Here is a 19324-nt window from a genome sequence, read left to right as displayed (position 1 = left end):
CCCAAGTGTTAATGGGATTTACAGATCGGCGTTAACGATATAGAAAAGCGGACGGCGTCCTACTGCCAATTGCTGCTCCCGGGAGCCCCTCATTTTATGAGGGGCTCCCGTGCTCAACTCGCCCGCTTCCGCTTCGCGTAGTCTGTCAATGGCCTACTCTTCGGTACACACTCTTTCCTGTCCAATTTCATCTGGCAGACAGTTGCACTCCACATGTGTTTGCGACTAATAAAAGCCGGGTAGGATGTCGGTGAACTATAGAGTGCCTTCGTACACGGTTTACTAATCCTCCCGCGCGCGATAATGCACGCAGTGTCGTTTGGTGCCAGAAGAGATTAATAGCGTGGAAAAGAACAGCGAACTCGACCAGGCGACGCTGCGTTTGACCGTCAGCGCCTGCGCGTGGCTCTACATGGTCATACTGACCGCCCTGCACCCCAGCGACATCGCGACCTATACGCCCATCATTGTGTATATCTCGACGTTCATCATTGCGTCGATATTCCTGCGCATGGCGGTCAAGCGCTGGCCAGGGCACTTTTTCTGGCGGCGCCTGTTTTCCATGTTGCATGACTACACAGGTATCGCATTCGCAATGGTCGTGGGCGGCGAAGGCGCGCTGCCTATCTACGCCGCGCTGCTCTGGGTAACCCTGGGTAACGGCATGCGCTTTGGCTCACACTATCTGGCCCTGGCAACCGTGATCGCGCTGTCCACCCTGATCGTTATCTTCTGGTTGAATCCGTTCTGGCGCGCCCAGCCTTATATGTTCCTGATGTTGATCGTGACCACCATCGTGGTGCCGACCTACGCCCATATTCTGCTCAAACGCACGCGCATCGCGTCGGAAGAAGCGATTGCCGCCAACCAGGAAAAGTCACGCTTCCTGGCCCAGGCCAGCCATGACCTGCGTCAGCCGATCCACTCCATCGGTTTGTTCACCGCGTGCCTGCGCGATGCGAACCTGGGCGGCGAAGAACTACGGCTGGTGGACAACATCGACCGCTCGCTGCATACCGTCTCCCAGCTGTTCCGCTCGATTCTGGATATCTATACCCTCGACAACCGCAAGGTCGAGCCGCAATCGGAGCCGGTGAACCTCGGCGCGCTGCTGCAGGATGTGGTCAAACAGAACACCGAGGCCGCGCGCTGGGCCGGCGTCGAGCTGCGCCTGCGCCCTTGCCGGCAGTGGGTCAACATCAACCCCGGACTGTTGGCCACCATGGTGCAGAACCTGGTCTCCAACGCGATCAAATATGCCGCGGGAGAACCGGTGTTGATCGGTGTCCGCCGCCAGGCAAAGGGCCTGGCCGTGGTGGTTTACGACAAGGGCTGCGGGATTGGCGCCGAACATTTGCCGCAGGTTTTCAAAGAGTTCTACCGGGTGCGCCATGTCCGCGACAAGGATGTCGAAGGCCTGGGGCTGGGCCTGTCCATCGTCAAGCGGATCAGCCAGTTGCTCAATGTCGATGTGCATATCCGCTCCACTCCCGGACGCGGCACCCAAGTGGCAATTGCCGGTTTGCAGCCAGCAGCTCCCAGGGTCACGGCGCCTCGGGTGAAAAGCGTCCATGAGCGCCTGAACGGGTTGCGGATCTGTTTGATAGAAGACGACAACAATGTGTTGATGGCGACCAAGGCCCTGCTTGAGAAATGGGGCTGCGTGGTCGAGACCCACGGTGATGCGGATACCCTGAGCAGCGATTGCGACATCATCATTGCCGACTTTGACCTGGGCACCAGGGTCTCGGGGTCCGAGTGTATCGCGGCAATACGCGAGCGCCGTGGCCGCGAGGTGCCCGCCTTGATCATCACTGGACACGAAATCGAGGCCATTCGCCAATCGCTGCACACACTCAATATCTCGGTGCTGGCCAAACCGGTGCGGCCGCCGGAACTGCGTAGCGTGTTGTTTGAACAGATCAAGTCAATCGAACGCACGGCGACTTAGCCGTGGATCAATCGCTGGCCTAGCTATAGCGCCCTGCGAAGCGTGCCGCGGCGACCGCTCGATTAGGGACATTCAACACACGGATCAGCGAAGACACATGAACACGTACGGTATACGGAGAGATTTGCAGTTCAGCAGCAATTTCTTTATTGGTTTTACCTTGTGCGATCAAGTGCCAGACTTCCCTCTGCCTCGACGTCAGTTTGCTCATCGCTTCATCACCTTCGAAAGACGGTGATTCATCGGATGCGTACTTGACCACTACTTGGCCGTTACGAATGTCGTTGATCGCACTGCGTACTTCTTCGGCTGAAATATTCTTGCCAATAAAGCCATTCACGCCCGCCTCCATGACACGCGCAATGACCACACCGTCATCCAGTGCCGACACCACAATGATTGCAGTATCGCCTTTTTTCCTGCACAGTTTTGCCAGCTCTTTCAGGGAGCACAGCCCCGGCAAACGCACTTCAATAAACAACATCGCGACGGGCTGCCAACGCTCCAGAAAGATGCAGACTTCTTCCAAATTTCCCGCTTGCCTTATTTTTGCTCCAGGTATTAAACACTCGAGTAACCCTATCATCCCCTCTCGGTAAAGCGGGTGCTCATCCGCCACGACAATTCGGCAACTCATATCAGGAAGCACAACCCGTTCAGAAATGAAAACAAGCACCGATCATGTCCGAGTCATACAACTTATGAAATAGAACACCTGAACTAGTACACCTGAACTAGTACACCTGTACTAGTTATCCGAAACACCGGGCATTCAGAAACGTCCCTCTCCATGGAAACATCACGTTGGCAGCGTTAGTACACCCTTGCCCTCCAAAAGCAACTGCCTGTTTCAGGACAAAATAGATCTAGTTGGTGCGCGTTTCATACCGCATCTTGACCACTTCAACGATGCGTTCCTGTCCCTGCGTACCGGAGGGGCTGACTGACCTGATTGACTGCCCGCGGTATGGCCCCTCAACAGGAAACCAATTCTGCACCACCACCCTCTGTTTCGGTTGTTCACCGGATGCCGGTCCCGAGGAAATTTCATTGGTGAACCGGCAGGTCTCGAACGTTCCGAGCGGCGTCTTGATCGTCTCACGGCCGTGATAGGTCAGCTTTTCCGTCACCTCGAAACCCACCGTCACACCGCCGCTACCGGCCTGGCTTTTGTAACTGACGCTGACGGTCTGCCCGGGCTGCAAACCCAGCGGCGTGGCCGGAGGCGGCGTGTAAAGGGTGGTAGTCAACGAAGCACCGGCGCCGTGCTGATCGCCATAGCGAATCAACTGGCCGTCCTTGATTTGCACGTAGGTGGTCGTGAGAAACACCGGTGAGTTGTTGATGAACGTCGTGTGCAATGAAGCCACCGGCTGCGCACCCGCGAAGTCTTTACGCCCCAACGTTTCAGTTTTACTGCGGCTGGTTACCGACGACAGGTTATCGCGGCTCTCATAATCCACCACGGTGCCAGCCTGGAAATCCGCTTCATTGGTGCAGGGTGCAGATGATGCCGAGGCGCCCACCGCTACGCTTGTCCAGTTAGAGCCTGCAAGCATCATCGCGGTCAAGGCAATCTCCAGTCGCATGTCGCGCGCAGTGCTCGATTGAATTTTTTGGGTCGCTCTATTGCTCAAAAAACAGATCCTTGTTTACGTTAACGGCAGCGCCACTGTGATCCAGCGGTAAAGGCCGAGGCAATAGGACAGCTGTGCTATTGCGTGATCTTGATAGCAACGGCTTTATAGGGCGCCAGTGACCGCAGTGTTTTATCAGGTGCTCGGAAAAAGATGACTTCATTGAAAAAGACAACAGCGGCAAGCTTGGCGCTGGCCATCGCCCTGGGCCTGACTATTCAAGCCCCGTCACGAGTGCAGGCAGCAGACGCCAAGGCTTTCAATGCCGCCAGCCTGCCCGTTTCGGACGCGCCGTTGGGCGCCTTTCCGTACATCGCGCTTCCTACTGGATATGTCATCGCAAACACGCCCGATGTCTCCGACTTCGATCAGGTGCCCTTCTGGACCGGCGATCGCCTGCAAGCGGTGGAGGGCAAGGTCTGGTCGGCGCATATCGCCGCGGCGCAGGGCAAGGCATTCTCCGATATCGAGTTGCAGCGCAATCTGGAATCAGTGGTGTCGTCCTTGGGCGGCAACAAGATCTTCGACGGCAGGATTGCGCAAGACGAGGCTCAGAAAATCCAGCAATGGCCACGGGATTTCGCTCTCAAATACAACAGCGGCCTGGGCGACATCTGGAACAATACCGCGCAAGTCTTCGTTATCCATCGCGCCGACCGCGATATCTGGATTCATTTGTGCAGCTACTCGTTTGGCGGCGGCCTGCTCATCGCAGAAACCAAACCGCTTCAGATAACCGCCGGTCTGTTGCCGGCCAGTGAACTAAAAGCGCAGATAGATAAAACCGGCAAGGTGGAATTGCACGTCAACTTCGCGACTGACCAGGCCCGAATCCTTCCCGATTCACAACCACAGATCGAGCAAGTGTCGCAGTTACTCAAACAGGATGCCTCGTTGAAATTGGCCATTAACGGCTACACAGACCGCACCGGTGATCCCGCGCACAATAAGACACTGTCATATGACCGCGCCAAGGCTGTCGTCGTCGCCATCACCGCCAAGGGCATCGACGCGGCCAGGTTGTCAACTGCTGGCTTTGGCGATGCAGACCCGGTGGCCGACAACTCCACCGAAGCGGGCAAGGCGCAAAATCGCAGGGTCGAGTTGGTCAAACTGAACTGAGGGCGTTCCAGACTAGCGGCGGAACTGAACGCGAACCCATATGGCCTGAATGGTCCTACTCGCGTATCGCTCACGACTTCGGAGTTGCTTCACAACCTCCGGTGGCACCCAGCCAGATGCCCTTGTCGAGGTCGAATTGATTTGGCGTCACCTCTCTTACGCGGCTCGCGGTTAACTGATTGTGGATATCTGCCACGGTGGCAGGAATACCGAGCGTGGCCGCCTCGCTGCGTCGATACAGGCATAAGTTATACACGGAACTGGTCCATCAACTTCATCTGTTGATTGGCCCGTACGTTGAGCTGACTGCTGATCTGGGCCGATTCCGCAGCTTGTTCAGTCAGCGTCTCGGTCACACCACGGATGGTCGCGACATTACGATTGACCTCTTCGGCAACGGAGCTTTGCTCCTCCGCAGCACTCGCGATCTGCAGGTTCATATCACTGATCACCGTGACCGCGTCGCTAATCTTGCCCAGCGCCTGCACGGCCTGATGGATCTGCCCGGCGTTATTCTGGGCCAAAGCCTGGCTTGAGTGCATGGTTGCCACCACGCCACGGGTACCGGTCTGGATGCGCTCGATAACGGAGCGGATTTCTTCGACGGAATCCTGGGTCCTTTTCGCAAGGTTGCGCACTTCATCGGCCACTACTGCAAAACCCCGCCCGCTTTCCCCGGCGCGCGCTGCCTCGATCGCGGCATTGAGGGCCAGCAGGTTGGTCTGTTCGGCAATGCTGCGGATAACTTCGAGTACCGAACCAATCTGCTCGCTGTTGACTGCCAGGGTTTCGACTTCCGTCACGGCCTTGCTGACCTCACTGGCCAGCGCGTTGATGTCGCGGGTACTTCGCTCAATGAGAGTAATGCCGTCCTTCGAAGCCTGGTCGGCACCAAGCGCTGCCTTGGCGGCGTTCGATGCACTGTGAGCGACTTCATGGGCTGTCGCGCTCATTTCGTTCGAGGCTGTTGCTAACTGATCGATCTCGCGGAATTGCACCTGCATTCCTTCACTGGTCTGCCGCGCGATTTCCGAAGACTGGTCAGCAGTGCCCCGAGCGTCGGTAATGCTCTGCTTGATCTGTGCGATGGTAGGTTGCAGTTTGTCGAGGAAACGGTTGAACCAGTTCACCAGTTCGCCTAGTTCGTCTTTCTTGCTGTATTTCAGCCGCTGGGTCAGGTCACCGTCGCCGCTGGCAATCGCCTTGAGCATCTGCGCGACACTGTTGATGGGGCGAGTCACACCCGAAGCGGTGATCCAGATGAGCAGCAGGCCCACCAGGCCCGCACCAATTGCCATTAGCAGCGAATTCAGGGCGTCGCGGGTTTGCGTCTGATCCAGCAAGCCTTGTAACGCTACCGAATCAGCGAGCAAAACTTGCTTGGGCAGGTCGATAACCACTCCCCATTCTGGCGCGCCGGGGATGGGGGCGACTGGGTAAACGGCGCGGATCGAACCATCTTGGGCCAGCACCGTCGGTTTTTTTTGCGCCAATGTCGCCAGTATCTCAGTGCCTTCCTCACCCAATGTAACGGCAGCAGTTTTGCCAACCTTCGTTGCATCCTTACTGTAGGCGGTGAGTACACCGCTGTCGGAGACAATCAGCATACTTGCCGAGCCATTGAACAATGCGCGCTGAGCTTCGCTCGCGGCAGATTGCAGGTCATCGAGTGACATATCCACGCCCACGACACCGATGAACTTGCCATCGACAAATAGCGGCATTGTAGTGGTCAACTAATCCCGGACACGACGTTAAGTTTTTTCTCGGCCTGAGCCGGTGGCAGCCCACCATTAAATTGGTGCGGTCGAATCCAGTTGTACCGGTGCATCAAAAAATGGCTGATATCCTGCTGAGCTTGTTGGACCGTCGCGTAGCCCATGGTCGGTACCCACTCGGTTTTCAGGCTCCTGAACACCCGCTCCATCGGCGCGTTATCCCAACAATTTCCTCGCCGGCTCATGCTTTGACGCATGCGATATCGCCAAAGGCGCTGGCGAAAACTCCGGCTTCCATATTGCGAGCCCTGGTCGGAGTGGAACAGCAAACCCTGAGGCTTCCCTCGCTGCTCGTAAGCCATGTCCAAGGCCTTGATGACCAAGTCGGCATCCGGCTTTCCCGACAACGCCCAACCCACAACACGGCGGGCAAAAAGATCTAGCACAACCGCCAGATACTGCCATTTCCCTTGAGCCCAGATGTAAGTGATATCGCCACACCAGACGTGGTCAGGAGCGGGCACATCAAACTCTCGGTTCAAAATATTAGGGATGTCGGGCCGCTCGACCGTCGCCTTTTTGTAAGCATGCGATCCCGGTTGTTTGCTGACCAACTCCAGCTCGCGCATCAGGCTGCGTACCTTGAATCGCCCGATCTGCTCGCCGTCGTCCTGCATCATGGCCATGATGCTACGGCTACCGGGAGCACTGCGGCCTTGGGTGAACAACTCGCTCACCCGACTGCGCAATCGAAGGCGTTCTACATCCGGTGTGCGGCGCCTGAGACGCCGAGCGTAGTAGCACGAGCGGGTCACTTCAAACACCTTGCACAGCCAATCAACCGGCTCGTGGATGCTCAACTGGTCAATCAGCGCGAACGCTCGAGATCTTCCGACATCAAGAGCGCGGTGGCCTTTTTTAAGATCGATTTTTCCCGCTCAAGGCGAGTAATTCGGGCTTCCAGCTCTTGGATTTTCTGCTGCTCCGGGGTCAGCGCTTTGCTCTGCGGGGTCACGCCCATGCGTTCTTGCTGCACCTGGTCGACCCATCGGCGCAAAGCCGACTCGCCGACACCAAGCGAGCGGCTGGCCTCAATGAAGCTGTAATCCTGCTTGAGAACGAGGTCGGCAGCCTCGCGTTTGAATTCAGGGGAAAAGGTACGGCGTTGTTTGGTCATCTGACACCTCGTTCTGGCGAGCATTCTCGCCTAAATGGGTGTCCGGTTTCATTAGACCACTACAAGGTCATGCTGATCAATGAACTGGGCTGGCTTAGCGAGCACTTCAAATCTTCAGTCATTCTCCAACAACCCGGGCAGATGATCGTCCAGGTACTGGATCTCCTCACCCAGTGGCTTTTGGTCAAAACTGGATTTGCGGACTTTGCTCATCAGGCCCGGGTGTCTAGCCAGGGAAACGGGTTCTGGCACTGGATCAATCAGCTCTACGTGAGTATTGAAGATTTCGTGCTGGCCGCGGTGTACGTTACCTTCACCTTCGTAGTGCGCCTGACCATTCTGGTCTTAGCCACGCCGCTGTTCTTACTGAGCATGCTCACTGGCTTTGTTGATGGGTTAATGCGCCGTGACCTGCGCAAATTCGGCTCGGGATTAGAAAGCAGCTTTGTCTACCACCGCGCTAAGCGAGCAGTGTTACCACTGCTGATCGTGCCCTGGATTATTTACCTATCCCTACCGTTTTCGCTCAATCCCATGACGATTTTTTTGCCTTGCTCGGTGATGCTTGGGATAGCAACTGCTATCACGGCGGCAACGTTCAAAAAACATCTTTGATAGAACGTGCTGCTGGAGTGTAATGCACGAGGTTGCTACAGCTAGAGAGAAAGGAACGGAACTCCGGTGCATGGGATGGTGGTGGGACGGAAGGTTAATGGCGCCGTTTTGTCAGGCCTGTAGGTTTAAGCGTTCCAATCCATCATAGCGGGCGCGAGGGAAGTCTGCCGCAAGTGAATAGACAACTTTTGGCAGCAATCAGCCAGGAGCGGCGCTCCCCAGAAGCTGTTCGGATTGCGAGAACAGCCATTGCACAAGATTTCATAGCATCAGCCATTGTCAGTCTGGGTACCATTTTCATTGTCTTCGACCTCAGATTTGGTGAATTGAAACCACTCCAACCCTATGTGTTTAAAACTCCAGAACTCTCTTCTTGGGTTTTGCTTCTGCACCTCCTCGCTCAATCTCTGCAAAAAACTCAGGCAGTGAAGTCGATAGTGCGGACAGGATCTTGCCCAGCGTATTAACCCCAGGGCTTGCCTGATTTTTTTCTATGACAGATATGGAGCTATAAGTAACCCGTGCTTTTTCGGCGAGTTTACGCTGTGTGAGGCCTTGTCGAAGACGTAGTGATTTAAGCGTTTGTGCCATCACGAAATCATCCGCCTCGGCGGTTTTCGCACCCTTGTGCAGGTTCAGCCCGTCGCTGGCTACAAGGACCGGTTTCTCCTCGGCAGGCATGTCCCGCTCGAACTCAAGCCAAGTCGTTTTATAGGTTTTACCGGTGATGGGATGCACTCCCTCCGGGGCGAGCACAGCAAGCGGCATCATCACGTAAGGTCTATCGATGAGATCCGACCTTGGCAGCACCCCATACTCGTAAACACCTACAAAATCCCCGTACAACAAAATATCGATATCCACCGGCAAGACGATTCGAGGATCCAGCACGCGCGCGTACCTGGCCTCAAAATGCTTTAGAACATCACTCAACTGGCCCAGTGATAGATCAGTGCGTCCGGACAGAACCACGTTAAAAAAATCGTCGCCCACGCAGCCGGCAGCCGCGGAGGTATAGACCGGGGAGCACTGAACATCCATTAGCAATGCGGCCAGGAATTCCAACGCCAGCCCCAAATGATGATCCCGGTCCTGGTTACTCCCTAGCCCGAGGTAAATCAAAGTCGACATGGCGTTGGACTCCTCAGAAGGCGGTGAAGGCAAAGGTTTACTTTGCCAGCCAGGCATTGAAGCGTTCATTGAGTTCGTCGGCGTGGTCACCCCACCACTCGGCATTCATTTGTAATGCTGTCTTGAAGTTTTCCGGGGAGGTCGGCAGATGCGGTTTCATCTCCTCGCTAACCAGGGCTTGCGACGATTTACGCGTCGGGCCATAGGCGATGTACTTGCTTTGCTCAGCCAGCACCGGGGTGCTCGTGGCGAACTTGAGGAACTCCATGGCCCGCGCTTTGTTTTTGCTACCGGCCGGCACAGCCCACACATCCATGTCGTACAGCTGACCGTCCCAGATAATCTTGAACGGTTGCTTCTCTTGGGTCTGGGCCGTCCAGATACGTCCATTCCATGCCGAGGTCATTACGACCTGGCCGTCCGCAAGCAATTGAGGCGGCTGGGCACCCGCTTCCCACCAAATCACCTGACTCTTGATAGAGTCGAGTTTGGCGAAGGCACGCTCTATACCCGCCTCGGTTTCCAGGGTGGAATACACTTCATTACGAGGCACCCCATCGGCCAGCAGTGCCCACTCCAACGTGCCCTGTGGCGCCTTGCGCAAGCCACGCTTGCCCGGGAATTTGTTCAGGTCGAAGAAATCCCTCAGCGTTGCGGGCTGCTCACCTTTAAACGCGTTGACGTTGTAAGCGACCGCCGTCGACCAAATGATGTTGGCCACCGCGCAGTCGGTGACGGCGCCGGAGATAAAGTCTACGTCAACCGGGGCGCCGCCCGTCCCAGCTTCCAGGTCCTTGCTCGGGTTGATACGTTCGAACAGCCCCGCATTGCACGCCCGAACGGCATCCGGTAATTCCATGTCGACGACGTCCCACGTGACGTTCTTGGTATCAACTTGAGCCTTGAGCTGAGCGATGCCGCCGGAGTAGTCCTCCAACGTAGTTTTCACCCCAGTTTTCTCGCTGAATGGCTTGATCGCGGCCTTGGTCTGGGCAGCCGCCAATGAGCCACCGTACGTGACAATCGTCAGATTCTCTTGCGCCATCGCAGACACACACGCGAGGCTTGTTACCGCGCATATCAACATCTTTTTCATAACTGCTTCCCTAGACCTCAGATCAATTAGTGATTCCACGAACGCGGAGCGAACGACGGCGCAGGACTTCGATAGACAGCAACAGCAGGACAGACAAAATGATCAGCAACGTGGCAGCAGCGAGAATCGTGGGACTGATCTGCTCGCGCATTCCGGACCACATCTGACGAGGGATGGTGCGCTGCTCGACTCCCCCCAAAAACTGAACGATCACCGCCTCGTCGAACGAAGTGATGAATGCGAACAGCCCGCCTGAAATGATGCCGGGGCGAATGAGGGGAAACGTCACGTTGAAAAACGTGTAAGTCGCCGATGCACCCATGCTGGCGGCGGCGCGGGTCAGTGAATGATCGAACCCCACGAGCGTTGCGGTGACGGTCAAAATCACGAAAGGTGTACCCAGCACAGCGTGCGACAGGATCAGCGCGAGCAGGCTCTGGCCAATCCCCAACTTGCTGTAGAAAAAGTACATGCCAGCGGCTGAAATGATCACCGGAACAATCATCGGCGAAATCAAAATGCCGGTGAGCAGGCGCTTGTAAGGCAGGTCAGCGCGGCTCAACCCAATGGACGCAAGCGTACCGAGCGCGGTAGCGATCACAGTTGCACCACACGCCACCAGGAAACTGTTCTTGATCGACAGCACCCAAAGCGGGTCGTTGATTAGCTGGTGATACCAGCGCAGGGAAAATGCCTCCGGTTTCAGATGAAGCATGTCCGACGTGAAGCTGAAATACGGCTCGACGTTAAAGGACAAGGGAATGATCACCAGAATCGGCACCACCAGAAACAGCAGCACGAGCAGGGCAACCCCGCGCAAGGTGAAAAACCAGCAGCGCTCAATAGGTCCGATGTAATTTGGAAGGCTCATGGCTCACCCCAACTTCATATTGGTAATGCCTACGAATCGGTCGTAGACCCAGTACATCAGCAGCACCACCACCAGAAGCAGGCTGGCGATTGCCGAAGCCAGGCCCCAGTTCAAGGACGTCTGCATGTGATAAGCGATGAAGTTGCTGATCATCTGGCCGGTGCGGCCGCCCACGAGTGCGGGCGTGATGTAGTAGCCCACCGCCAGAATGAAGACCAGAATCCCCCCGGCACTGACGCCCGGCAGGGACAACGGAAAGTAGATCTTGAAAAAGGTGCGCATGGAGCTGGCGCCCATAGAGTGCGCGGCACGGATGTAGGTCTGGTCGACTCCGCGCATGACGCTGTAAAGCGGGAGCACCATAAACGGCAGCAGAATATGCGTCATGGCGATGATCGTGCCGTACAGGTTGTACATCAGATCGAGTGGCTGATTGATGATGCCCAGACTGCGCAGGACATCGTTGAAAACCCCGTTTGACTGGAGAATCACGATCCAGGCGCTGGTCCGGACCAGCAACGATGTCCAGAACGGCAGTAGCACGAGGATCATCAGCAGGTTACTGAAGCGGTCCGGCAAGCTGGCCAGGAAGTACGCCAGCGGATAGCCCAGCAGAAAGCAGATGAAAGTGATCGCGACACTGACCGCCAGCGTCTTCAGCAGGTTGTCGACATAAATTTGCCGGCTTTCCGGCTGCTGGACGATGTCGCCATTATCGTCGTATTGACGATCCAGCGCCGCCAGGTAATGTACCGCCGAAATCGACGGCGCCATCACCTTGAGCTGCGACCACGTTGCGGTTTCACCCCAGCGTTTGTCGATGCTGATCATCAGCGGCTTGAATTTGGTGATCCCTGCCTGACTCTGTTTTTCCAAGCCTCTCGCCGTCTTGTTCAACAGCAGCTTCATGCCACTTTGCACGCGGTTCAAGTCAGTCCCGACCCGGTCCAGGTTCTGCGATTTGAGCAGGACGAGAATATCATTGCCAAGGACTGCAAACGTCTTCTCCTCAGGCAGCGCCTGCCGATCCCACTGCTTCAACTCGACTGTACTGTTCGGCATGTAGTCGGCGAGCGTGCCGTTTTGCACGCTGCGCATCAGCATGTCGCCAATCGGCATGAGAAAGAACACGGCGATAAACGCCAGCAGTGGCAACACCAGAAGCACGGACTTGAACTTGTTCCGACGCTCGGCCTTGTCCAGGCTTTCCTTTATTGACTGGCCAACCTTCGGCTGATCAAACAGCCGATCCGCAGGCCCTTCAGACATTACAGGGCGATTCATGGAGTGATCTCCGTGTGAGCGGTGACGAAAGTTAGATAACGGTGTTGAGCGCTCGACAGTCGTCAGCACGCCACCCTACGGTCACCAGGGCGCCAGGAGTCGGCGTCGACTGGTTGACGCCGTTCACCACTTTGACGATGAAGTCATCCTGGTCCGCGACGCTCAACCGAAGACGCAGGTGGTCCCCGTGATAGATCAGCTCTTGAATTTTGGCCGGAAGCCGGTTGTCGCATTGACCGTCGGCTGGATTGAGGTAGACGCGCTCCGGACGAATCGACAAGGTGGTTTTCGTACCACGGGCGGTACTCGCGGATTTCGCCGCAACGGCCTTCACTCGAAGGTTGCCGACTTGCACTTGGCAGTATTCCCCATCGCGCTCGATGACCTCCCCCGTCAGTCGATTGTTTTCACCGATGAAGCTGGCAACAAAGGCGGTCTCGGGTTTCTCGTACAGGTCGGACGGATTGGCCAGTTGCTGAACCACACCATCGTTGAACACCGCAATGCGATCGGACATGGTCAGTGCTTCAGTCTGATCGTGGGTGACGTAAACAACGGTGATGCCCAGCTGCTTGGACAGACGCTTGATCTCGTACTGCATTTGCTCGCGCAGTTGTTTATCGAGCGCGCCGAGCGGCTCGTCCATGAGCACGAGGCGAGGTTCAAAAATCAGCGCACGAGCCAAGGCCACTCGTTGTTTCTGCCCACCGGACAGTTGTGCCGGCATGCGATTGCCCAGCGGGCCCATGGCGACCATGTCCAGGGACTTCTTGACTTTGCCCTGGATGTCGCTTGAAGACAGGCCGCGCACCTTGAGCGGAAAAGCCAGGTTCTCGGCAATGGTCATGTGCGGGAACAAGGCATAGTTTTGAAAGACCATGCCGATACCCCGCTTCTGTGGCGAGATGTCGTTGACCGGCTGTCGGTCGATGGAGATTTCCCCGTGAGTTACGGTTTCAAAACCCGCCAACATCATCAGGCACGTTGTCTTTCCAGAGCCGGACGGTCCAAGCATGGTGATGAATTCGCCGCGCTGAATATCCAGATTGAAGTTTTTGACCACGAGGTTTTCGCCGTCGTAGCTTTTCTGCACATTGCGAAAACTCACAAAGGATTCTGTTTGCATGTGAACACCCTTCTGCAATTCTTTGATCAGCTAAGTGCAAAGCCGTCTTAAACGGCGCTAACACGGTTTCTCTTGTTCGCATGGACACAGGACAGCCATCAATCAGGCGTACGGACGCCCGTGTCTGAAGGTCGACGCGGCAAACTCAAGAGGAATCTTTCGGCAGAAAAGGCTCAGGGCGAGCCCGGAATCGATAAGGTGTGGTGGAGCGGTACAAAGCTGCGCACCCGACGGGGTTGGCGACGATTTGGACCTGGCGATGCATTTTGCATTCATGGTTGTCTCCGGCGATTTTTTGCGCCTGGCCCGGAGTCAGACCTCCGGGCACTGCGCGATTCAATCGACTTGTTGTTATGACGTTTCTATACCGTGCCTGACCGCCGCTAATACGGTTGGCCCAGGGGGGTCAGCACTTGATTTTGTTCATTTCAGGGTCGTAGAACGCTCGAAGGCTGGCCTCCACCTCATAGCGCTTGGTGGCCACCTCGATCTCGTACTTGCCTTCTTTCACCCAGTCAGTCGTTGCACCTTCGGCGTTGCAGACATAGCCCATCGCGACGTTGCCGCCAATGTAGTGGCCGTACATGCCAGAGGTGGTGCGGCCGACGATTTCTCCGTTCCGATAGATCGGTTCTTCGTGGTAGTTGGTGGCCTCGGGGTCGAGGAACTTGAACAAGACCATGCGTTTCTTCACGCCTTCGGCTTTTTGCTTGAGCAACGCCTCTTTGCCGATGAAACCGCCGGCCTTGTTGAAGTCCGAGGCAAACGACAGTCCGGCTTCCAGCGGGGTGTCCTCCTCCACCACGTCGTGGCCGAAGTGGCGATAGCCTTTCTCGATACGCAGGGAGTTCAGGGCGTGATAACCACACAACTTCAAGCCGTGCGGCTCACCCGCCGCGACGATCCGGTCGAATACATCCGGGGCGAATTCAGTCGGAATGTACAGTTCCCAGCCCAACTCGCCCACGTAGGTAATCCGTGACGCTCGTACGCGGGCATAGCCGAGTTCGATCTCCCTGGACGTGGCAAACGGGAAGCCTTCGTTGGAGAGGTCGTCGGTGGTCAGCGGTTGCAGCAAATTGCGGGCGTTAGGGCCCATCACGCTGATCACGGCCATCGACGAGGTGACATCGGTGTAGACCACATTCGCCTCGTCCGGCGTGTTGCGGCGCAGCCAGTTCAGTTCGCGAGTCTGCGTCCATGGACCGGTGACGATGAGAAACGACTCCTGCTCAAGTCGTGTCACGGTCAGGTCGGCCTCGATACCTCCGCGCTCATTGAGCCACTGGGTGTAGACGATCTTGCCCGGCTCGACATCGATGTTGTTACTGCAAATCCGGTTGAGCACCGGCATGGCGTCGCGGCCCTGGACCAGTATTTTGGCAAAGGAGCTTTGATCAAACAGGCCGACGGTCTTGCGCACCGCGTTGTGTTCGGCTGCCGACCACTCGAACCAGTTTTGCTTGCCCCAGCTATAGCCGTATTCCGGCTTCTCACCCACCGGTGCGAAGAAGTTAGCGCGCTCCCAACCCACCACTTCGCCGTAGCAGGCATTGGCGGCCACCAGGCGGTCATGGAGGATACTTTTGCGCGCGTTACGGGCGGACTCGAACTGACGGAATGGCCAGTGCATGGCATACAACAGGCCCAAGCCTTCCGTGGTGCGGTCGTACAGGTATTGAGAGTTACCCTGGAAAGGCAAATTACGCTTGATGTCCACGTCCCACAGGTCCATCGGGGCGTGACCTTTGGCGATCCACTCGGCCAGCACCTTGCCGGCACCGCCCGCTGACTGAATGCCCACCGAGTTGAAGCCTGCGGCGACAAAATAGTTACGCAACTCAGGTGCTTCGCCCAGGTGGTAACGGTCATCGGGCGTAAAGCTTTCCGGGCCGTTGAAGAACACTTGCAGGCCGGTTTTCTCCAGCGCCGGGACACGGCGAATGGCGGCTTCCAGATAGGGTTCCAGGTGATCGAAATCAGGCGGCAACTCATCAAAACTGAAGCTGTCGGGAATGCCTTCATGGCCCCACGGTTTGGCATTGGGCTCAAAGGTGCCGATCAACAGTTTGCCGGCGTCGGTCTTGAAGTAGTTGTAGTAATCCAGGTCTCGCAGTGTCGGCAGCATGATGCCGTTGATTTCCGGCATCGGCTCCGTGACCACGTAGTAGTGTTCTGCGGCGTGGAGGGGAATGTTGACCCCGGCTTTCTTGCCGAAATTACGCGCCCACATACCGGCGCAGTTCACCACGAACTCAGCATCGATATCGCCTTGAGCCGTGACGACGCCGGCGGCCTTGCCATCCTTGATCTTGATGTCCAGGACTTGGGTGTTTTCAATAATTTTAGCGCCGCCCATTCGAGCCCCCTTGGCAAGTGCCTGGGTGACGTCAACCGGGTTGACCACACCGTCCAACGGCAAATACACGCCACCGACGATGTCTTCGATGTTCAGCAGCGGCCACAGATCAAGCGCTTGCTCAGGGTTGACCACTTCACAGGGAAAGCCACAAAGCTTGGCCATCGACGCGCCGCGCTTGAGTTCGGTGAAACGTTCCTGGTGAGTCGCGACGCTTAAGGAACCGTTACGCACGAAGCCAGTGGCCTGCCCGGTTTCTGCTTCAAGGCCCTCGTACAAACCAGCGCTGTACTTCGCCAGCATACTCATGTTGTAGGTCGCGCGCAGGGTCGGCACCAGTCCGGCAGCATGCCAGGTTGTGCCGCAGGTCAGCGTCTTGCGCTCCAGCAGCACGACATCCTTGATGCCCAGTTTGGTCAGGTGGTATGCAACGCTGCACCCGATAACCCCACCACCGACGATGACGACACGAGCCGAACTCGGAACGGTATTGCTCATTTTAAAACTCCAGGACCAGCACCCCAGGCAGGGCAACTGGCTCGACGATTGGGGGGGGCTTAAAACACGATGGTTTTATTGCCGTACACGAGCACGCGATCTTCGAGATGATTTCGAAGCCCTCGGGCCAATACGGTTTTTTCGACGTCTTTGCCTAACCGCACAAGATCATCGACAGACTGTTCGTGGCTGACGCGCGCGACGTCCTGCTCAATAATCGGCCCCTCGTCGAGGTCTTCGGTCACGTAGTGACAGGTTGCGCCAATCAGCTTTACCCCACGACGGGACGCCTGGTGATAAGGCTTTGCGCCGATGAACGAGGGCAGGAAGCTGTGATGAATGTTGATCACTTTATGGCGGTATTTTTCACACAGGTTCTGCGGAAGAATCTGCATGTAACGAGCGAGAACGATGCAGTCCGCGCGGTACTCATCGATCAGTTGTTCGGTTTTGGCAAACCCTGCGGCCTTGTTGTCTTTGTCGACCGGTACGTATTCGAATGGAATGCCGTACCACTCAACCAGACTGCGCAAATCCTCATGATTGGAAATAACACAGGCGATATCACAGACCAGATCACCGGTCTTCCAGCGATCGAGCAGATCGGTCATACAGTGCGAGCCTTTGCTGCACATCAGCACCACACGCTTGCGCTGGTCGCTATCGACCAGCCGCCAGTTCATCGACATTTCTTGTGCGAGCGGTTCGACTTTGCGTTTCAACACTTCGATGTCAAACGGCAGGGTCTCCGCGCGAACAACCATGCGACTGAAGAAGCGATTGCTCTCTTCGTCAGAGAACTGCGAGGCCTCTTCAACCCAACCGCCATGACTGGCGAACAGGCCCGCCGTGCGGGTGATGATTCCCACCCGGTCTGGACAATCGAAAGCGAATGTATAGGTACGCTTGGCGCTCATTTCAGACTCCTTAAGACAGGGCAGCTTCAAGAGCTGGAACGGCTTCGAACAAGTCGGCAACCAGGCCGTAGTCAGCGACGCGGAAAATCGGCGCCTCTTCGTCCTTGTTGATCGCGACGATGATTTTGGAATCTTTCATGCCGGCCAAATGTTGAATGGCACCCGAGATGCCAACAGCGATGTACAAGTCAGGCGCCACGATCTTGCCTGTCTGGCCAACCTGAATATCGTTGGAGACGAAACCTGCATCGACGGCGGCGCGAGAGGCCCCCACGGCGGCACCCAACTTGTCGGCGACTTTTTCGAGCAGGGCGAAATTTTCGCCACTGCCCATGCCACGACCGCCGGAAATAACGATCTTGGCCGAGGTCAGTTCGACCCGCTCAGAGACGCTGAAATCGGCACTCAGGAATTTGGAAAGACCGGTCTCGTGAGAGACGGAAATGGACTTGATGGACGCCAATGCCCCGGTCCGTTCGGCAGCTGCAAACGCCGTGGTGCGGACGGTCAGCACCTTGACTGAGTCAGCGCTTTCAATGGTCGCCAGGGCATTACCGGCGTAGTACGGCCGAACGAATGTGTTCGAGGAAACGATTTCCACAACGTCACTGACCTGGGCGACATCCAGCGATGCAGCCACACGAGGAAGCAGATTTTTGCCATACGCCGTAGAGGCGGCAATGACATGGCCATAGGTCGAGGTCTTCACCAGCTCGGTCACCAGAGCGGCCACATTCTCCACACCTTGATCTGCATACTCGGGCGCATCTGTAATCAGTACGCAACTCACACCCGCGAATCCGGCCAACTCCTCAGCGACGTTGCCCGCCTGCTGACCCGCCACCAAAACGTCGACGTCTGCCCCAAGGCTCGCCGCCGCTGAAAGCGCGTTCAAGGTGCCCGATTTGAGAGCGCCTTCGTGGTGCTCCGCAATCAATAAAACAGCCATCAGATCACCCCCGCTTCGTTCTTCAGCTTCTCGAACAGTTCTTGAACGCTACTCACACGAATGCCCGCCTTGCGCTCTGGCGGCGCCGAGACCTTGATGACTTTCAAACGAGGAGCGATATCGACACCGAGGTCGCCGGCATCAATGACCTCCAGTGGTTTTTTCTTCGCTTTCATGATGTTCGGAAGAGAGGCGTAGCGTGGCTCGTTCAGGCGCAGGTCCGCGGTGATCACTGCGGGCAACCGCAAGCTTCTGGTTTCCAGTCCACCGTCGACCTCGCGAATGACATTGACCCACTCACCGACGACGTTGATTTGCGAAGCGAAGGTGCCTTGAGCGCTGCCCATCAAGGCAGAAAGCATTTGACCGGTCTGGTTGTTATCACCATCGATGGATTGCTTACCCAGGAGAACAATGCCGGGTTCTTCACGCTGGGTGACCGTGTAGAGGAGCTTGGCAATCGCAAGGGGTTCCAGATCGCTACCCGCCTTGATCAGCACGGCTCTGTCTGCGCCCATTGCCAGTGCGGTTCGCAACTGCTCCTGACAAGCGTCAGGACCCACCGATACAGCGATGATTTCGCTGGCCTGCCCGCTTTCCTTCAACTGAAGTGCGGCCTCCACAGCGATCTCGCAAAAGGGGTTTATCGACATTTTTACGTTGCTTAACTCAACGTCAGATTCATCCGCTTTGACACGGACTTTGACGTTGGCGTCTACGACTCGCTTCACCGCCACCAGCACCTTCATAGCAACCTCCGAATAAGTCCAAACCTCTGGAATCGGATGCTATAAGCCCCTATAGCCGCTTACAAACGATCTATATAGGGCATATGGATAAGTGGAGCTTATTCGTTGGTCAGTCTTGCAGATC

General features: G+C 56.4%; 14 protein-coding genes and 2 pseudogenes. 3 read left to right on the top strand and 13 right to left on the bottom strand.

From position 1 onward, the window contains the following. Positions 1 to 343: 343 nt before the first annotated feature. Positions 344 to 1951: a hybrid sensor histidine kinase/response regulator gene (locus RHM60_RS25430; RefSeq protein WP_322213184.1), complete on the top strand. Its 1608-nt coding sequence runs from the start codon at positions 344 to 346 to the stop codon at positions 1949 to 1951. A 19-nt stretch (positions 1952 to 1970) separates the two neighbouring features. Here the strand turns inward: RHM60_RS25430 and RHM60_RS25425 are convergent, their stop codons facing one another. Both RHM60_RS25425 and RHM60_RS25420 read right to left on the bottom strand, forming a co-directional pair. Next, entirely contained in the window at positions 1971 to 2588 is a 618-nt protein-coding gene (locus RHM60_RS25425; protein ID WP_322214668.1) for a response regulator transcription factor, read from the bottom strand. Between the two features lie 229 nt (positions 2589 to 2817). Then, positions 2818 to 3513 (bottom strand): hypothetical protein, encoded by a 696-nt coding sequence (locus RHM60_RS25420; RefSeq protein ID WP_416195193.1) that lies wholly within the window; start codon positions 3511 to 3513, stop codon positions 2818 to 2820. A gap of 228 nt (positions 3514 to 3741) precedes the next feature. On the opposite strand from RHM60_RS25420, the gene RHM60_RS25415 reads away from it, so the two are divergent. Next, positions 3742 to 4710 (top strand): OmpA family protein, encoded by a 969-nt coding sequence (locus RHM60_RS25415; protein ID WP_322213183.1) that lies wholly within the window; start codon positions 3742 to 3744, stop codon positions 4708 to 4710. Positions 4711 to 4958: 248 nt separating this feature from the next. Here RHM60_RS25415 and RHM60_RS25410 read toward each other — a convergent pair. Both RHM60_RS25410 and RHM60_RS25405 read right to left on the bottom strand, forming a co-directional pair. After that, positions 4959 to 6431, bottom strand: a pseudogene (locus RHM60_RS25410) (methyl-accepting chemotaxis protein); the annotation flags it as partial. A gap of 11 nt (positions 6432 to 6442) precedes the next feature. Continuing rightward, positions 6443 to 7605, bottom strand: a protein-coding gene (locus tag RHM60_RS25405; protein WP_322212274.1) for an IS3 family transposase whose coding sequence is annotated in 2 segments (ribosomal slippage) — positions 6443 to 7353 and positions 7353 to 7605 — 1164 coding nt in all. Because the reading frame shifts where the segments join, the coding sequence is not laid out codon by codon here. A gap of 69 nt (positions 7606 to 7674) precedes the next feature. On the opposite strand from RHM60_RS25405, the pseudogene RHM60_RS25400 reads away from it, so the two are divergent. Then, a pseudogene (locus tag RHM60_RS25400) lies at positions 7675 to 8220 on the top strand (TIGR03747 family integrating conjugative element membrane protein); the annotation flags it as partial. 351 nt (positions 8221 to 8571) lie between these two features. Here the strand turns inward: RHM60_RS25400 and folK are convergent. From folK to RHM60_RS25355, 9 genes are all read right to left on the bottom strand, one after another. Next, positions 8572 to 9351, bottom strand: a complete 780-nt coding sequence (folK, locus tag RHM60_RS25395; protein WP_052958885.1) for a 2-amino-4-hydroxy-6-hydroxymethyldihydropteridine diphosphokinase — start codon at positions 9349 to 9351, stop codon at positions 8572 to 8574. Between the two features lie 37 nt (positions 9352 to 9388). Continuing rightward, positions 9389 to 10447 (bottom strand): ABC transporter substrate-binding protein, encoded by a 1059-nt coding sequence (locus RHM60_RS25390; RefSeq protein ID WP_046035438.1) that lies wholly within the window; start codon positions 10445 to 10447, stop codon positions 9389 to 9391. A gap of 22 nt (positions 10448 to 10469) precedes the next feature. Then, the gene (locus tag RHM60_RS25385) at positions 10470 to 11318 is read right to left on the bottom strand and encodes an ABC transporter permease (RefSeq protein ID WP_046035439.1); all 849 of its coding nucleotides are present in this window, start codon (positions 11316 to 11318) and stop codon (positions 10470 to 10472) included. Positions 11319 to 11321: 3 nt separating this feature from the next. Further along, positions 11322 to 12602: an ABC transporter permease gene (locus RHM60_RS25380; protein ID WP_322213181.1), complete on the bottom strand. Its 1281-nt coding sequence runs from the start codon at positions 12600 to 12602 to the stop codon at positions 11322 to 11324. 31 nt (positions 12603 to 12633) lie between these two features. Further along, positions 12634 to 13728 carry an ABC transporter ATP-binding protein gene (locus tag RHM60_RS25375; protein ID WP_046035441.1) on the bottom strand — a complete coding sequence of 365 codons (1095 nt, stop codon included), beginning with the start codon at positions 13726 to 13728 and terminating at the stop codon, positions 12634 to 12636. Positions 13729 to 14134: 406 nt separating this feature from the next. Further along, positions 14135 to 16585 (bottom strand): GcvT family protein, encoded by a 2451-nt coding sequence (locus RHM60_RS25370; protein WP_046035442.1) that lies wholly within the window; start codon positions 16583 to 16585, stop codon positions 14135 to 14137. A 59-nt stretch (positions 16586 to 16644) separates the two neighbouring features. Continuing rightward, entirely contained in the window at positions 16645 to 17502 is an 858-nt protein-coding gene (gene purU / locus RHM60_RS25365) for a formyltetrahydrofolate deformylase (RefSeq protein ID WP_046035443.1), read from the bottom strand. 10 nt (positions 17503 to 17512) lie between these two features. Further along, positions 17513 to 18451 carry an electron transfer flavoprotein subunit alpha/FixB family protein gene (locus RHM60_RS25360; RefSeq protein ID WP_046035444.1) on the bottom strand — a complete coding sequence of 313 codons (939 nt, stop codon included), beginning with the start codon at positions 18449 to 18451 and terminating at the stop codon, positions 17513 to 17515. Then, on the bottom strand, positions 18451 to 19200 hold the full coding sequence (locus RHM60_RS25355; RefSeq protein WP_046035445.1) for an electron transfer flavoprotein subunit beta/FixA family protein: 750 nt from the start codon (positions 19198 to 19200) through the stop codon (positions 18451 to 18453). Before RHM60_RS25355 ends, RHM60_RS25360 begins: the two co-directional genes overlap by 1 nt. Positions 19201 to 19324: the final 124 nt, after the last annotated feature.

It is taken from the genome of Pseudomonas sp. MH9.3, from assembly GCF_034354675.1.
GTDB lineage: Bacteria > Pseudomonadota > Gammaproteobacteria > Pseudomonadales > Pseudomonadaceae > Aquipseudomonas.
This window is presented reverse-complemented; position numbering and strand designations above follow the sequence as displayed.

Bases quoted from the DNA above. Each gene is read 5' to 3' on its own strand.
- RHM60_RS25415 (WP_322213183.1), top strand. From the start codon at position 3,742: ATGACTTCATTGAAAAAGACAACAGCGGCAAGCTTGGCGCTGGCCATC.
- RHM60_RS25355 (WP_046035445.1), bottom strand. From the start codon at position 19,200: ATGAAGGTGCTGGTGGCGGTGAAGCGAGTCGTAGACGCCAACGTCAAA.
- folK (WP_052958885.1), bottom strand. From the start codon at position 9,351: ATGTCGACTTTGATTTACCTCGGGCTAGGGAGTAACCAGGACCGGGAT.
- RHM60_RS25420 (WP_416195193.1), bottom strand. From the start codon at position 3,513: ATGATGCTTGCAGGCTCTAACTGGACAAGCGTAGCGGTGGGCGCCTCG.
- RHM60_RS25425 (WP_322214668.1), bottom strand. From the start codon at position 2,588: ATGAGTTGCCGAATTGTCGTGGCGGATGAGCACCCGCTTTACCGAGAG.
- RHM60_RS25385 (WP_046035439.1), bottom strand. From the start codon at position 11,318: ATGAGCCTTCCAAATTACATCGGACCTATTGAGCGCTGCTGGTTTTTC.
- purU (WP_046035443.1), bottom strand. From the start codon at position 17,502: ATGAGCGCCAAGCGTACCTATACATTCGCTTTCGATTGTCCAGACCGG.
- RHM60_RS25390 (WP_046035438.1), bottom strand. From the start codon at position 10,447: ATGAAAAAGATGTTGATATGCGCGGTAACAAGCCTCGCGTGTGTGTCT.
- RHM60_RS25360 (WP_046035444.1), bottom strand. From the start codon at position 18,451: ATGGCTGTTTTATTGATTGCGGAGCACCACGAAGGCGCTCTCAAATCG.
- RHM60_RS25380 (WP_322213181.1), bottom strand. From the start codon at position 12,602: ATGAATCGCCCTGTAATGTCTGAAGGGCCTGCGGATCGGCTGTTTGAT.
- RHM60_RS25370 (WP_046035442.1), bottom strand. From the start codon at position 16,585: ATGAGCAATACCGTTCCGAGTTCGGCTCGTGTCGTCATCGTCGGTGGT.
- RHM60_RS25375 (WP_046035441.1), bottom strand. From the start codon at position 13,728: ATGCAAACAGAATCCTTTGTGAGTTTTCGCAATGTGCAGAAAAGCTAC.